Raw genomic sequence first — 15,193 nt, 5'->3', positions numbered from 1 at the left:
GATAACTCTGGGGATAACTTGGGGATAACTTTGTTTGGTACTGCATATTTTGCAGGGTGTACTGCGTATTTTGCAGGGTGTACTGCATATTTTGCATGTGTCACTGCAAAATATGCAGTACCTTTAAATAAGCTATTGTTTTTCTCCTACCATTATGGTATACTCAAGCCAATATAAAAATTACAAATTTAGGAAAGGAGAAGAGATCATGACTGGGGGAAGATCGGCTAACCAGTATCATGTACTACTTTAACCATGAACGACAAAGTACAGATTAAAAACTGCCGCCCATTCACGATGATCCACAATGATTTTTTGGATTATGAAGGATTAAATTCAAAAGAGAAATTGGTCATGATCACATTGATGCGGTATGATGGAACTGCATTTCCATCCATTCCTAAATTATCGAAAAAAATCGGTCTGTCTGAGCGCACTGTCCGATATGCACTTAAATCATTAGAAGAAAAAAATTTTATTTCCAGACACCCACGCTATACAGCTGACGGTGCACGAATGAGTAACTCCTATACTATTACTGATGATCCTGACATTTGGAAATCAGAAACATCTGATGAACTTTCAGAAGAGATTTCAAAACAAGAACTTGAAGAAATGGCAGAATTGCTTCGAGCTGCAGGTTATACAATACAAAGTCCAACAGAACAGACTGTTTCTAATTCACAGGCCGCTTCACAAGAACAGCTATCGCTTTCAGATACATCTGACTCCGAGGAAGTTATGCCTTCTAAAAATGTAGAAGAATATTCCATGGACTATTTATATCAATACTTCAACTATGATTTAATTTGCAGCTTTAAAAATCCGTATGGCGGACTAAATTTCCTTGAAAATGAACACGATCAAAAAGTGTTAGATACTGTTTTCTCTGTTTTATATGATATGCTAAATGATCCAAGCGCCTATATTCAAATCGGACAGGACTCTATTCCTCAAGCGGTTGTGAAAAATGAGCTTCTTGGCTTAACTTTTGATGCCATTATTGGTGTAATCGATGCTTACAATAATGAAACTGAACATGGTGCCATCTATGATCCTGTCAGCTGGCTTCGAAATGCTCTATATAAAGGCAGCCAGCCACACATTCCTGATGGGTGATTAAAGTGATATAATTTTTTTCAATAAAAAAGCGTACCAGTCAAATTACTTTAACCGATACGCTTCTTTGTGTTACCTATTTTTCTATTTTCATAAATTTCAACTATTTTTAAATTAATCCCTGAATCAGAATAAAAACAATCAAAATCGGAAGAATAAACTGGAAATATGGCCTTAATTTCTTTGAAATTTTTATGCCATCTCCTGTATTTGCTTCCTCACAATATTTTTCAAATCCCCAGCCCCACTTTGTTACGCAAAACAGCAGGTAAATTAAAGAACCTATAGGAAGCAGCAAATTGCTGACAATAAAGTCTTCACTGTCAAGCACATCGCGCCCTCCAATCAGATGCAAATTGCTCCACACATTATAGCCAAGCACGCACGGAAGACTTGCAATCAAAATAACGATGCAATTGATCAGTGCAGCCTTATTTCTTGACCAGCCAAACATATCCATACAGAATGACATAATATTTTCAAATACCGCAATCACAGTAGAAAAGCTTGCAAATGTCATAAATAAAAAGAACAAGCTTCCCCAAATGCGTCCGCCTGACATATTAATAAAAACATTTGGCAATGTAATAAAAATCAAACTTGGGCCTGCATTTACTTCCACGTTATAGCTAAAACATGCCGGGAAAATGATCAAACCAGCCATAATTGCAACAAATGTATCAAGTGCACAAATTCGTACACCCTCTCCTGCTAATGTGTGATCCTTTCCCATATAGCTTCCAAAAATTTCCATTGCTGCCACGCCAAGACTTAGCGTAAAAAATGCCTGATTCATCGCTGCTGTAATCACATTTTTTAATCCTACAGCTGCAACAGCCTCTGTATTTGGAACAAGATAAAATTTTACACCCTCTGCTGCATTTGACAATGTAAGGCTATGCACAGCAAGAACAACAATCAGCAAAAGAAGGGCAGTCATCATAAACTTGCTGATCTTCTCCAGTCCATTCTGTAATCCTCTGCTGCAGACAAGAAAACCAACTACAACTGTTAAAATCATCCAAAATGCCATCTGCTTTGGATCTCCAAGCAAATTAGAAAATGCCTGCGCAGTATCCTCAGTTGTCATTCCGCTCTTAAAGCTGCCTGTCAAAAACTTAAAGAAATATGTAACCATCCATCCAGATACCGTGGTGTAGTACATCATTAACATGCAGCATCCAAATATTGCCACCCATCCATGGATATGCCACTTGCTGCCTTTTTTCTCTAGTGCCTTATAGCCAAGCACCGCACTCTTTCTGCTGGCACGACCAACTGCCAGCTCCATTGTCAGAACTGGCAATCCCATTATCACCAGAAAGATCAAGTAAAACAGTACGAAAATTCCGCCGCCATTTTGTCCCGTTACATACGGAAAACGCCAGACATTTCCAATTCCTATCGCACACCCCGCACTTACAAGCAAAAAACCAAGGCGCGATTTAAAAGATTCTCGTTTCAAAAGCCATCCTCCTTTTTAATGCTGCACAAACAGCAATTTTGTTTATTTTATCATGACATTCTGCCTTGTGTCAATGACTCAGACAAGCTCCATATTGATCTTTACTTTTCCGTTTTCTGCACACACAGATGCAGTGCTTCCATTTATAAGCGTCATCATCGGTGCTAAATGACCGATATCCAGATCCATCAGCACTGGCACCTGATATTCCTTTAACAAATCAATCACTGCGTGATATTGATCTAAGCCAATCATTTCCTCACCAAAATGAAGCGGACGTCCAATCAAAAAGCCCTTAACATGCTCAAACCATCCGGCATGAATCATCTGCCAAATTGCACGTCGAATACCAAATACATTCAAATCACACGATTCCAAATACCAGATAATGCCATCCTCCTTGTATCGCTCATTAAATGACTTCACCTGATCAAACTTTGTTCCCGTTAAATTTACAAGACAATCCATGCAGCCGCCGATCAATCTGCCCTTAAATTTGATGGTTCCTTCCGTCTCAAATGCCTGTACCTCACCCGTGTGGTCTTTTTGTGTCAGGAAACCTCTCACAAGACTCTGTTCCGTCAGATTGTATGGCTCAAGCGGATGCTCCTCATCGCGCAGCCCTTCCTTTTCCCAGAGCGGATAACTCTGCATCATCATTTTCTTTCCTGTAAAAAGTGAAAAGCAATCTTCAATTGATTCATCCCACGGTTCCATACCAAATGTTCCGGCACATGGTCCATAAATGGATGCCACATCGCAAATTGTAGTCAATAAAAATGTAAAGTTTGTATTATCCGAATAGCCCATATACCACTTTGGCTTTGCTGCATTAATTGCATCAAAATCTACATTATCCAAGATCTCGCACATCAGCTCACCGCCGCCGCAGGAAATCAGCGCATCTGCCTCATCTGACAAATACATCTTATTTAACTCTGCTGCACATTTTTCCGGCGTATTACTGATTCCTATTCCACTTCCCTCAAAGCAGTTTGGACCAAGCATTGTCTGATACCCCATATCATGAAACTTTTCAAGCGCATGATTAAATGACGTTTTATAAGGCTCAATATTACATCCAAATGACGGTGCAACAAATCCAATAGTACCATTTTTCTTTAAAAACTCTGGAAATCTCATATTTATTTTATACTCCTTTCGCTTCCACAAAGCCACAACATTAATTATTATTTATCTTTCGCCATGGACTTTTTGACTCTTGCTTCATCATATCATATCTGTGCTGTCCTTGTAAATTAGCCGAATTTTATTTTTATGAAATGTCAGCATCCCCTCATCGCGCAGACGGCACAGCTGCACAGACAAGCCACTTCGATCCACGCCAAGATAATCAGCTAACTGCTGCCTGTTATAGGGAATTTCAAATTCGGAAGACTTGTTTTTTACAGCCTGTTCAGACAAATATGACAGCAGCTTTTCCCTTGTGGAACGTTTTGCCATATGCGTGATTTTCTCGCTGAGCTTTCGATTTTTCTGTGCCATATCAATCAGCAGATTTTGAATTAACTGTGCATGAAAACTACATCCGTCCGGGCAGATTGAAAGTATTCGACCGACATTTAAAAATAGAATGGTTGTGTCCTCCTTAGCTTCCACACTTACATTTAGCACGCTACCCGGCACACAGGCAAACACCTCCGCAAAGCATTGACAAGGTCCAAGCACACTAAGAACATTTCGCCCGCCCCAGACATCATCCTGAACAATAAGAACACTTCCAGACAGCACAAGCCCCAGCACTTTTGTCTGTTCGCCCTCTCTTAAAATATATTCTTCTTTTCGATAGGTCTGCTTTCTCGCCTCTAGGCAGCCAAACAGCTTTTCCAGTTCTTTCTCCTCAATGCCACTAAACAGCCCTGATCGTGCTTTTATAATAGGAAGATATTCTTTCATTTGCTATCCACCTCCGTATAAAACTTTCTTTTTTCGTTGAAATTTCAACCGACAATCTTTGATTATTATACTATACTTTGTCCATCACGAAAAGAAAAATCACACGACAAACTTTAGGAGGATTTAAATATGAGCCAGAATATAACAAATACAGCAAATATAAATGCGTCAAACAGTATGTTTTGCTTCCAGTGTGAGCAGACTGCAGGATGCACCGGCTGCACTAGAGCAGGTGTCTGTGGCAAGTCCGCAATGACAGCCAAGCTTCAGGACACGTTAACCGGAGCCTTAATCGCCCTTGCAAACATTGCTGCCTGTTCAAACAAAAATTCCAATAACAATCTGAGTGCATCTTTAGCGAATGAGATTAATCATCTGATCTTAGAAGGACTATTTGCTACCATTACAAATGTAAATTTCGATGATGCTTCTATCAAAAATCTGACCGCACGCATTCACGCAGCTGCTACAAAAACAGCTAACGCTTGCAATGTTTCTATCGTTTCTGATTATGATATGAACAATATCTGGAATGCAAACGAGGACATTCGCTCCTTAAAGTCTCTGATTCTGTTTGGTGTGCGCGGTATGGCAGCTTACGCATACCATGCAATGACACTCGGCTACACCGATGCTTCTTTAAACCAGTTTTTCTTAACCGCACTCGACTCCCTGTCTAAGGATTGGGGCATGAACGAGCTGCTTCCGATTGTTATGGAGGTTGGCCGCTTCAACCTAACCTGCATGGAGCTTCTTGACCGTGCAAACACAGAAACCTTCGGAGATCCGGTACCGGTATCCGTTTCCCTGACTGTTGAAAAAGGCCCATTCATTGTTGTAACTGGTCACGATCTTGAAGATATCAAGCAGCTTCTTGAGCAGACAAAGGACAAGGGCATCAATATCTACACCCACGGCGAGATGCTTCCGGCTCACGCTTACCCAGAGCTTAAGAAGTACCCTCACTTGAAGGGCAATTTCGGTACCGCATGGCAGAATCAGCAGAAGGAATTTGCTTCTCTTCCGGCACCGATTCTATTTACAACAAACTGCTTAATGCCGCCAAAGGCTTCCTATGAAGACCGCGTTTTCACAACAGGCTCCGTACAATTTCCAAATACGCCTTACATTAAGGATGAAAACGGTCACAAGGACTTTACACCGCTTATCAAGAAGGCTCTTGAACTTGGCGGATACTCCTCTGATCAACACTTTACCGGAATCAACGGTGGAACTTCCGTTATGACCGGCTTTGCAAAAAATGCTGTTCTCTCCTCTGCCGGTGAGATTATCGATGCAGTAAAATCTGGCGCAATCCGCCATTTCTTCCTCGTTGCCGGATGTGATGGTGCTCGCGCAGGCCGCAACTATTACACCGAATTTGTAAAGCAGACACCGTCTGACAGCATCGTGCTGACACTCGCCTGCGGCAAATATCGATTCAACGATCTCGACCTTGGTACCATAGGAGCCTTCCCACGCCTGATGGATATGGGACAGTGCAACGATGCCTACAGCGCAATCAAGGTAGCTGTCGCACTTGCCGATGCATTTGGATGTGGCGTGAATGACCTGCCGCTCTCCATGATACTCTCCTGGTATGAACAAAAGGCAGTCTGCATCCTCCTTACACTGCTTCACCTCGGTATCAAAAACATCAAGCTTGGACCGACACTACCAGCTTTCCTCTCTCCAAATGTGTTAAATTACCTCGTTGAACATTTCTCAATCGCACCTGTTACAACACCAGAGGCTGACCTGAAGGAGATTCTAGGGTAATTATTCTAGCTTCCTTAAATTTCCTATAAAAGAGAAAAACGTAAGCGCTCATGTTGTGCTTACGTTTTTCTCTTCATTTTTTATCTGTTTTTTTCAATGGTAACTCCTCTACAGCTAATATAGAATATTACCTTCTATTTAAAAGTAATACCCTAGTATTAGTTTGGCAAGAACATATTATAGCCATAAATTACAAATACTATAAACAAACATGCATTTTACTTCTTTGCTTCTTTCAAAAATTCCTCCGCTATTAGAAAAATTCCCAGAATAATCATGATACACTAATTCAGACCTAATTGCATTTTGCTGCCCTCCTTTCATTTTGTACCCTCATTATAGTGGTTTTCCGACGGTTGCGCCACCAACTATCACGCAACTTTGCGGTTGCAAAGGCCGTAAAAAGCACCTAGCATTTCAATATACTCCCAAAATCACAGATCTAAAATAATTGCTGTAACGTAGATTACATTAATGATGTAAAAATATTACTGTAATAAAATTAAAGTTAAAATGTAAAAATATTACATTAATGATGTACGAATATTACACTTCAAAAATAAATGAAATGGCTTATTTCCTAGGTTTTCTAGCAAATTTTCCTTCTTTTATTTTCTTTCTTCTTTATATAGACGAAATATTTAATTTGAAAATCATCTCGTCCAGTCGTTGATCTGGACGACCCACCGCCCCATGGGATCCGTCGCTCCGGCTCTGCCGCCATTGGCGGCACCACTACACACATAAAGAATGTAATCAAGGAAACACTTATAGCATTGCATATTCAGTCTATCTTACATCAGATTGGGTATATATTGCACCGGGGGTAGTGTATATTGGGTGTATTTTGCGCCGGGGTTAGGTATATATTGCACTGGGGTTGGGTGTATTTTGCACCGGGATTGGATATATGTTGCACCCTATATATACATTTATATATATACTTTTTACATATACTCTTTCATTCATCTTCTTTATAAAAAGCAGTTGTTTTTCTTAAAATTACATGTTATACTACATTCAGTAAAATATTTTTACTATATTTTAAATAAAAGAAGAAAGGTGATGTATACAACTGTGGCAAATGATTTCATATTAGTAGAGCGAAAAATTTTATATAATGATTCTTTAAATTGCAGAGAAAAAATTGCATTAATAATTCTCTTAGATACTGATAATGGAAACATTAGCTACGAACATTTAGCCCAAAAAATGGGCGTTACAAAACCAACCGCAATTACAACAATAAAAAGTCTCAAAGAAAAAGGACTTTTAAAATGTAATTTAAAACAAAATAGAAAAGAAAATGGGAGGACAATCACAAACCAATATTTTGTGACGATTTAATATGGACATATTGTATAGCAAAAATGTCCGGTCATTTACCATGTTGCATACCGATTTTTTGGATTGTGAAATACTCAATTCAAATGAAAAAATTTTGCTGGCTATTCTGATGCGTTATGATAGCTATGGAAAGAATAATCCACCAACAACTTTCCCTAGTTTTGCTGGACTGGCAAGAAAATCTGGTCTTGCAGAAAAAGTTGTTAAAATCACATTGAAAGCATTAGAAGAAAAACAGCTTATTTGTAAGCAAGCTCGCTATCGCAATGGCAGTCGAGCCCGAGCAGCAAATTTTTATATGATACAAGATAATCCTTTGCTTTGGAAATCATCGAAAGCTGATTCAAGTAATACAAGCAATATTGATACTTTTGGTGATACAATTCAAGAGGCAATTGAATTACTCCACTTTGCTGGATACAAGGTAATGAAACCGGTTAATAAGGAAACTTCTTTTTCCGATGTTGGCGCATCAGAAAAAAGCGAATTTGTTTCCGCGAATAATGTAAATTTTGTAGTAAAAAAAGGTGTTAGACCTTTTACGATTATCTATAATGATTTTTTGGATTTTGAAGGACTTCGTTCAAAAGAAAAGCTTATACTAATTTTACTAATGCGCTATGGCGCCGCTCGTAAAAACGGTACTGCGTTTCCAAGTATTGAAACACTAGCAAGAAAAACAGGCATGTCAGAACGCAGCGTTCAGTATACTTTAAAGAAACTGATCGAAAAAAAATTGCTTATCAAACAAACACGTTTTTCAAAAAATAAAGGGCAGATAAGCAATACCTATATTATTTATGATAGCTCAGATCTGTGGAAAGCCAAAGATTCTAAACTTCTGCCAGAAACCTTCAGCCAAAGTGAAGTTTCAGCCATTGCAGAGACAATACATTCTCTTGGATACACAGTTAAAAAACAGGCAGCGCGAGAAAACATTCTGATTAAAGATTCGAATAAAAAGAAAGCGTCCTTTTCCGATGTTGGCGCATCAGAAAAAGACGAATCGCTTTCCGTAAATAATGTAAATTTTGTAGATGTTTCATCTATAAGTGATGATACATCATCAGAATTAAAAAGTCAAGCCCAAATATCGAAACTACCTAGTGACTCTAATGAGAAATTGGAACGATATTCAAAGGATTTTTTATATCGACATTTTGATTTCGAGAGTGTATACATAATAGCATCGCAGCAAAGGATTCGTTCCAATGCTATTGATTCGATTTTTGCAATTTTATATGACCTTTTAAACAGCCATACCACTACGATTATGATTGGAAAAGAGCAAAAGCCAACCGATATCGTAATCAGTAAATTGCTCAAACTAGATAGCTGGGACATTCTTTATGTTATCGAAAAATATGCTTCTCAAATCACAGAAATCTACAGTCCATTAAGTTGGATTCGGACTGCTTTATACTTTGCGAGGGAAGAAAATAAATTGTCGATAATAAACCAAATTAATTATAATATGCCCAAACCATATTATGAAGGATAAGAAAGCCAACTTTCTCCATTTCTCCACTGCTCTTTCTATGATATAATTTCAGTATCATTCATATCATAATAGAAAGGCGTTATCATGAGTTTTTCCTTCTCACAAAAGAAGCATTCCTCCGGTGCCCGGCTAATGACCGAAGGAAACATTGCCAAGCAGCTGATTCTATTTGCGCTTCCACTCCTTGTAGGAAATCTGTTTCAGCAGCTTTACAACACTGTTGACAGTATTGTTGTGGGCAATTATGTCAGCAAAACAGCACTCGCAGCAGTTGGCTCTACTGACTGCATTATCAACACCATAATAGGATTTTTCTCTGGTTTATCCACTGGTGCAGGTGTTGTTATCTCCCACAATTTTGGAAGCCGCGATGACAAAGCACTTCATTGTACTGTACATACCACAATCGCACTTACACTTGTGCTTGCTGTCTTCTTTACGATTGCAGGACTATTTTTGTCACCATTTTTTCTTCGTTTAATGGATACACCAGAAGATGTTTTGCCTGAATCTTCCAGATATCTGACAATCTATTTTGCTGGTGTTTCTGGTCTTATGCTATACAACATGGGGGCTGGAATTTTGCGCGCAGTCGGTGACTCTACACGGCCACTTTATATTTTGATTGTCTGTGCAGTCACAAATATTATTCTCGACCTCGTTTTTGTAATTGTTTTTCACATGGGCGTATCTGGTGTTGCCTACGCAACAATCATTTCCCAGTGGATATCTGCAATTCTTGTGCTGTCCATTTTGACAAAAGAGACGAATGCCTACAAGCTTGTCTGGAAAGATCTTCGCATTGATAAAGCAACCACTTTGTCTATTCTTCGCATCGGTTTTCCAGCAGGACTTCAGATGGCTGTTACATCCTTCTCAAATGTATTTGTTCAATCATACATCAACCACTTTGGATCTTCCTGCATGGCTGGATGGACCACATACGGAAAGCTCGACAAATTCTGTCTGCTTCCAATTCAGAGCGTCGGCCTTTCTGTCACTACCTTTGTCGGTCAAAATCTTGGTGCCGGCAATATGAATCGTGCAAAAAAAGGCACTACCACTGCGCTTATTATCGCAATCGGTACTGCCATAATTTTGATGTTTCCAGTTCTTTTATTCGCACCTACCCTGACATCCCTTTTCACACAGGATGAAGAGGTACTTGCATTTGGTGTTCGCTTCATTCAACTGATGATGCCATTTTATATTGCAATCTGCTTTAACCAGATTTATGCCAATGCACTGCGCGGTGCAGGAAACTCCACCGCGCCAATGGTCATTATGATGGGAAGCTTTATTGTTTTTCGTCAGATTTATCTGTTCATCATCTCAAAATGTTTTAACACCATTACATCTGTTGCCTTAGGATATCCATTAGGTTGGATTCTTTGCAGCGTGCTTCTCTTTATTTATTATCATAAAGTAGGTTTGCACAGTAAGAAGCAAATTTAATGCTGATGGCGAATTAACCCAAATGCCTTAGAAAACTCCATCACTAAAATTGGAATTAAAACCATTCCTAGTGCTGTCAGATACATATTTAAGGAAAGCAATTCAAGTCCAAACGGAATGCGAAGTGGTGTAAACAGTACTGCAAGCACAAGCACAATAGAAAGAAGCGCTGCCTGATTTAACTTTTTATTTGTAAACACACCAATCTTAAACAGCGAATGCTCTGAACGCATGTTGTACGCTTGAATTACCTGTGACAATGCTAACACAGCAAACGCCATTGTTTGACCCCCTGCCACTGTTCCTGTTGATTTTTCACCAATCATAAATGCAAACAATGCGAGTAATCCAAACATCACACCTTGAAGAACAATTCTCACGCCAAACCCATGAGCGAATAAACCTTCGCTTTTGGGTTTTGGTTTTTGTGTCATAACCTCAGACTCTACTGCTTCCATACCAAGTGCAATTGCCGGCAGACTGTCTGTTACAAGATTAATCCATAAAAGCTGCATAGAAAGAAGCGGTGTCTTATGCCACAGCATCATTGCAGTAAAGACGGTGATCACCTCTCCAATATTTGTGCCAAGCAAATAACCAACTACTTTTTTAATATTGGCATAAATTCCTCTGCCTTCTCGCACTGCATCTACAATTGTTGCAAAGTTATCATCGGTAAGCGTCATATCAGCTGCTCCCTTAGCCACATCTGTTCCTGTAATTCCCATCGCACAGCCAATATCAGCAGCCTTCAGTGCCGGTGCATCGTTTACACCATCTCCAGTCATCGCTACTACCTGACCTTTTCGCTGCCAGGATTTTACAATACGGATCTTATTTTCAGGTGACACGCGAGCATAAACAGCAATGCTTTCCACCTGTTCATCCAATTCTGAATCTGTCATTGCATCTACCTGTGCACCAGTTAAAGCGCGGTCGCCCTCTCTCATAATGCCAAGCTCTCTTGCAATCGCAGAAGCTGTCACTACATGATCACCTGTAATCATAACCGGCTTAATTCCCGCCTTGCGGCATCGCGCAACTGCTGCCTTCGCCTCCGGTCTTGGAGGATCAATCATGCCGACAAGTCCGCAAAAATGAAGATCTCCTTCAAGAGTCATCATTGATTTTTCATCTGGGATCTTATCAATTTCCTTATAAGCAACTGCAAGTACGCGAAGTGCACGCTCACTCATCTCTTCCATTACCAGACGTGCCTGTGATAAATTTCCTGATGTGCAAAGAGGTTCCATAACATCAAATCCACCCTTTACAATTGCAACAAGTTTTCCATCCATACGACAAACAACTGTCATGCGTTTTCTGTCGGAATCAAATGGCAGCTCTGCCAGGCGCGGATACTGCTTTGCCAAACTTTCCTTTGGCATTCCATTTTTATGTGCAGCAAGCACAATAGCTGTCTCAGTCGGATCACCGATATGCTGTTCCTTATCACCATCAAATACAACAGCACCATCACAGCAAAGTGTTCCCAGACGAAGAAGTGTCTTTACTTCCTCTGATGGCTTTGTTTCAAGCTTATTAGCCTGTGTTTCCCCATCAAGATATGTTTCTACTAAGGTCATTCGATTCTGTGTCAGCGTTCCCGTTTTATCTGAGCAAATGACGGATGCACTTCCCAATGTCTCAACTGCTGGCAGACGACGAATAAGTGCATTTTTCTTAACCATTCTCTGTACACCGATTGACAATACAATTGTAACAATTACAGGAAGTCCCTCTGGAATTGCAGATACAGCAAGTGATACAGATGTCATAAAGATTTCCATTACTTCAAGTCCGTTTGCAAGACCAACAACAAAGATAATTGCACATGCTGCTAATGCCAAAATTCCAAGATATTTTCCGAGCTGTGCCAGGCGCTTTTGAAGAGGTGTCTGTCCATCATCGGCTCCTTCCAAAAGATTGGCAATCTTTCCCATCTCAGTATCCATTCCAGTTGCTGTCACAACTGCTACAGCAGTTCCATATGTGATGCTGCAGCCTGAAAAAACCATGTTGCTTCTATCTCCCAGCGGTGCATCTGCCTTTGGACAGGCACCTGCATCTTTTTCTGCCGGTACTGATTCACCTGTTAGCGCAGACTCCTCGCTCTTTAAGCTGACACTCTGCAAAAGCCTTGCATCTGCCGGAACAAAATCACCTGCTTCTAAGCGTATGATATCACCTGGCACTAACTCTGATGCATCAATGATTGACTCTGCCTTGTCACGAAGAACACGTGCATGTGGTGCCGACATACTTTTTAATGCTTCTAGTGCTTTCTCTGCACGGCTTTCCTGCATAACACCCATTATCGCATTTACAACCACTATCAGTAAAATCAGCAATGGTTCAAAAAAGCCTTCCGGATCACCTTCCACACATGCTACCACAAAAGAAATTGCCGCTGCTGCAAGTAATATCAGAATCATTACATCTTTAAATTGCTCTGCAAATCTCTCCCAATTACTCTTTGATTTCTTTGCACGCAATCGATTCTCGCCATATTGCTCCCGGCGCTTTTTCACCTCCGATGACGAAAGTCCTGTTGCTTCCTGCACATTAAGTTCCTGTAAGACTTCTTGTTTTTCCTTATTATGATACGTCATACAAAACCCTCCTTCTGCCAGTTTTCTTTTTTATTTCAGAATCATTTTTTGCTTTCTATCGCTAACTATGCAAAAAGACCCATGTATGCCCTATTTATTAGAAAAGCACACATGAGTCTCATTCTTTAAGATTTGCCAGGCATATGCCGAGTCTGTTGACAAATCACGCAGTCCGCGAACTACTCCCTCACAATATTCAATTGTTCAGAAAAATGAAAGCAGTTTTTCTCCCACTCTGATAGTGTCACTATACCACACCACGTCTAAAAAAGTCAACCCTGATCTTCCAATAAAATCGTAATAAAATATCGAAGCTGTATAAACCACCAATACCAGTCGTGTGAAACATCGCTTCCCCAGAAATCACACCACGCATTAATTTTCTTTTCATCAAAAATACGTTTTAAATTGCGAAGCGTCTGTGCACCGTCATATTCCCAAGCACCCTGACCCACACAGAAAACTATTTTTTTCTGATTATAAATCCTTATATACGGGTGATCAGCCGGCATATTCTCTAAAAAACGCTCTGGCGAGTTCTTATAAAGATTTTCATCACACCAGCCGTGAAAAAAGTAATCACTGTTGTACACACCTGAAAGCGCAATCAGTCCGCTAAATAACTCTGGGCGACGCAAAAAAGTAATAGCGGCCTGATTAGCACCTAAACTTGGGCCTGTTACAATTGGCAGCATATTCGATGTATTTTTTTGCATCAGAATCGGATACACTTCTTCAATAATATAATTATGGTACTGCTCCTGTCTTGCTGACCGCCACGAAGGAATACCATTTTCACATGACCAGCTTTCTTCATCCACCGAATCCACTGTCACTATTTGAATGCGGCCCTGTTCAATAAAATCACTCAGATGGTAAATGATTCCAAAATCCTCATAATTGTGGCAATTTGAATCCTGTGTTGGAAATCCTAGCACCGTAACTCCCGCGTGACCATAGATACACATGTGCATCTGCTTTCCCAGACTGTTACTATAATGTTCGATATATTCTCTTTTCATCGCATCTGCCAAGAAGAACTCAAAAATTTCTATATTCCCCTTAGCTTCTCCTTCCTGTGATTCAACCATCCGACTGCCCTAGGCAACTTCCTGTCTATCCGTATTATAGCGTGCGAAACTTCTGATGTCGATGTTTTTTTCATCTTTTGTTGCTTGTGCATTTGCGTATTTCAAATTGTTGAGTACGGTATCTTAAAACAAAACTGTATCCTGCAACACAATCACCACATTTTTTCGGAGTGTTCCTCTTGCAATCTCACCAAGATTTTGATTGCTAATCATAATCTTTCCGCTGTCGATATCATAAAAACGCATGAGCAGATTCACAATCGTTCTCGATATTGCCTCATGACTTTTTCCATATAATTATTGTTTGTACGCTCCGTAAAATTACGAAATGCTTGTGTACCCCTCGGCACAGTTTGGCGTTGTGCACTTGCATTTACAATATCTTTTTCAAGCAAACTCTTTAAGTAGAAAAATCTACTTCTTATCCTTCCTCCCTCTACCCTTTTGTCATTTTCAACCCGTATTAACTTGGCAATTTTTTGCATCATATAAAGATTTCTAGAATCTTTTTCACTGTCACCATCTGGAAGTTTCGATTTCGGAACCATTGCAAGCAAAGCTTCAAGTTCTTCAATTCGCTCATCTGAAAACTTGAAGCTGTTTAGTTTTTCTTTCCAGACTTCTATCGTTCCATTTGTATTTGCATTTGCATTCACTAGATTCTCAATCTCAATGGTATCGCTTTCAACAGTTTCAACATTTTCTAATTCAGGAAACGATTTTACAGTAAACTGGATACCTACTCTTACAAATGTAATATTTCACTGGATTTTATGGTCACCTATAATGTTTAAAATTAAATTATTAATTATCAAAATCACCTCATAAATCCAGTATTTATGCAAGTTTCGATTGACATACTCCCACGGTTAAAACCGTGGGATTCCTTAGATTCTGGCAGCATCAT

General features: G+C 39.7%; 12 protein-coding genes. 5 read left to right on the top strand and 7 right to left on the bottom strand.

Features of this window, described 5'->3' with window-relative positions; translation table 11 throughout:
• Positions 1-255 precede the first annotated feature (255 nt).
• Positions 256-1,119: a helix-turn-helix domain-containing protein gene (locus WJP93_RS00245; RefSeq protein ID WP_308732300.1), complete on the top strand. Its 864-nt coding sequence runs from the start codon at positions 256-258 to the stop codon at positions 1,117-1,119.
• Positions 1,120-1,228: 109 nt separating this feature from the next.
• Here the strand turns inward: WJP93_RS00245 and WJP93_RS00240 are convergent, their stop codons facing one another.
• The 3 genes from WJP93_RS00240 to WJP93_RS00230 all read right to left on the bottom strand — a co-directional run bounded on the left by WJP93_RS00240 (position 1,229) and on the right by WJP93_RS00230 (position 4,501).
• Positions 1,229-2,584 (bottom strand): sodium-dependent transporter, encoded by a 1,356-nt coding sequence (locus WJP93_RS00240; RefSeq protein ID WP_262535891.1) that lies wholly within the window; start codon positions 2,582-2,584, stop codon positions 1,229-1,231.
• Positions 2,585-2,662: 78 nt separating this feature from the next.
• Positions 2,663-3,727 carry a S66 peptidase family protein gene (locus tag WJP93_RS00235; RefSeq protein WP_227101136.1) on the bottom strand — a complete coding sequence of 355 codons (1,065 nt, stop codon included), beginning with the start codon at positions 3,725-3,727 and terminating at the stop codon, positions 2,663-2,665.
• Positions 3,728-3,814: 87 nt separating this feature from the next.
• A complete protein-coding gene (locus WJP93_RS00230) occupies positions 3,815-4,501 on the bottom strand; it encodes a Crp/Fnr family transcriptional regulator (RefSeq protein ID WP_337546177.1) in 687 nt (228 codons plus the stop codon).
• Positions 4,502-4,678: 177 nt separating this feature from the next.
• On the opposite strand from WJP93_RS00230, the gene hcp reads away from it, so the two are divergent.
• The 4 genes from hcp to WJP93_RS00210 all read left to right on the top strand — a co-directional run bounded on the left by hcp (position 4,679) and on the right by WJP93_RS00210 (position 10,583).
• Positions 4,679-6,280 (top strand): hydroxylamine reductase, encoded by a 1,602-nt coding sequence (gene hcp, locus WJP93_RS00225; protein ID WP_337546181.1) that lies wholly within the window; start codon positions 4,679-4,681, stop codon positions 6,278-6,280.
• 1,077 nt (positions 6,281-7,357) lie between these two features.
• A complete protein-coding gene (locus WJP93_RS00220) occupies positions 7,358-7,627 on the top strand; it encodes a MarR family transcriptional regulator (RefSeq protein ID WP_262535887.1) in 270 nt (89 codons plus the stop codon).
• A 1-nt stretch (position 7,628) separates the two neighbouring features.
• A complete protein-coding gene (locus WJP93_RS00215; protein ID WP_337546176.1) occupies positions 7,629-9,128 on the top strand; it encodes a helix-turn-helix domain-containing protein in 1,500 nt (499 codons plus the stop codon).
• Between the two features lie 84 nt (positions 9,129-9,212).
• A complete protein-coding gene (locus WJP93_RS00210; protein ID WP_337546175.1) occupies positions 9,213-10,583 on the top strand; it encodes an MATE family efflux transporter in 1,371 nt (456 codons plus the stop codon).
• Here the strand turns inward: WJP93_RS00210 and WJP93_RS00205 are convergent.
• The 4 genes from WJP93_RS00205 to WJP93_RS00190 all read right to left on the bottom strand — a co-directional run bounded on the left by WJP93_RS00205 (position 10,580) and on the right by WJP93_RS00190 (position 14,942).
• Positions 10,580-13,195: a cation-translocating P-type ATPase gene (locus WJP93_RS00205; RefSeq protein ID WP_337546174.1), complete on the bottom strand. Its 2,616-nt coding sequence runs from the start codon at positions 13,193-13,195 to the stop codon at positions 10,580-10,582. The two genes, WJP93_RS00210 and WJP93_RS00205, sit on opposite strands and share 4 nt — an antisense overlap.
• A gap of 272 nt (positions 13,196-13,467) precedes the next feature.
• Positions 13,468-14,286: an alpha/beta hydrolase-fold protein gene (locus WJP93_RS00200; protein ID WP_337546172.1), complete on the bottom strand. Its 819-nt coding sequence runs from the start codon at positions 14,284-14,286 to the stop codon at positions 13,468-13,470.
• Positions 14,287-14,409: 123 nt separating this feature from the next.
• Complete coding sequence (locus tag WJP93_RS00195) at positions 14,410-14,532, bottom strand: hypothetical protein (protein ID WP_337546170.1); 123 nt, start codon at positions 14,530-14,532, stop codon at positions 14,410-14,412.
• 8 nt (positions 14,533-14,540) lie between these two features.
• A complete protein-coding gene (locus WJP93_RS00190) occupies positions 14,541-14,942 on the bottom strand; it encodes a hypothetical protein (RefSeq protein WP_337546169.1) in 402 nt (133 codons plus the stop codon).
• Positions 14,943-15,193 lie beyond the last annotated feature (251 nt).

It is taken from the genome of Anthropogastromicrobium sp., from assembly GCF_037349415.1.
Taxonomy (GTDB): Bacteria; Bacillota; Clostridia; order Lachnospirales; family Lachnospiraceae; genus Anthropogastromicrobium; species Anthropogastromicrobium aceti.
Note: the sequence above shows the minus strand (reverse complement) of the source record. Positions and strands in the feature narration are given on the sequence as shown.

What these genes read in the sequence shown, in the direction of transcription:
- WJP93_RS00245 (WP_308732300.1), top strand. Translation starts at nt 256, where the DNA reads ATGAACGACAAAGTACAGATTAAAAACTGCCGCCCATTCACGATGATC.
- WJP93_RS00235 (WP_227101136.1), bottom strand. Translation starts at nt 3,727, where the DNA reads ATGAGATTTCCAGAGTTTTTAAAGAAAAATGGTACTATTGGATTTGTT.
- WJP93_RS00230 (WP_337546177.1), bottom strand. Translation starts at nt 4,501, where the DNA reads ATGAAAGAATATCTTCCTATTATAAAAGCACGATCAGGGCTGTTTAGT.
- hcp (WP_337546181.1), top strand. Translation starts at nt 4,679, where the DNA reads ATGTTTTGCTTCCAGTGTGAGCAGACTGCAGGATGCACCGGCTGCACT.
- WJP93_RS00215 (WP_337546176.1), top strand. Translation starts at nt 7,629, where the DNA reads ATGGACATATTGTATAGCAAAAATGTCCGGTCATTTACCATGTTGCAT.
- WJP93_RS00210 (WP_337546175.1), top strand. Translation starts at nt 9,213, where the DNA reads ATGAGTTTTTCCTTCTCACAAAAGAAGCATTCCTCCGGTGCCCGGCTA.
- WJP93_RS00205 (WP_337546174.1), bottom strand. Translation starts at nt 13,195, where the DNA reads ATGACGTATCATAATAAGGAAAAACAAGAAGTCTTACAGGAACTTAAT.
- WJP93_RS00200 (WP_337546172.1), bottom strand. Translation starts at nt 14,286, where the DNA reads ATGGTTGAATCACAGGAAGGAGAAGCTAAGGGGAATATAGAAATTTTT.
- WJP93_RS00195 (WP_337546170.1), bottom strand. Translation starts at nt 14,532, where the DNA reads ATGCGTTTTTATGATATCGACAGCGGAAAGATTATGATTAGCAATCAA.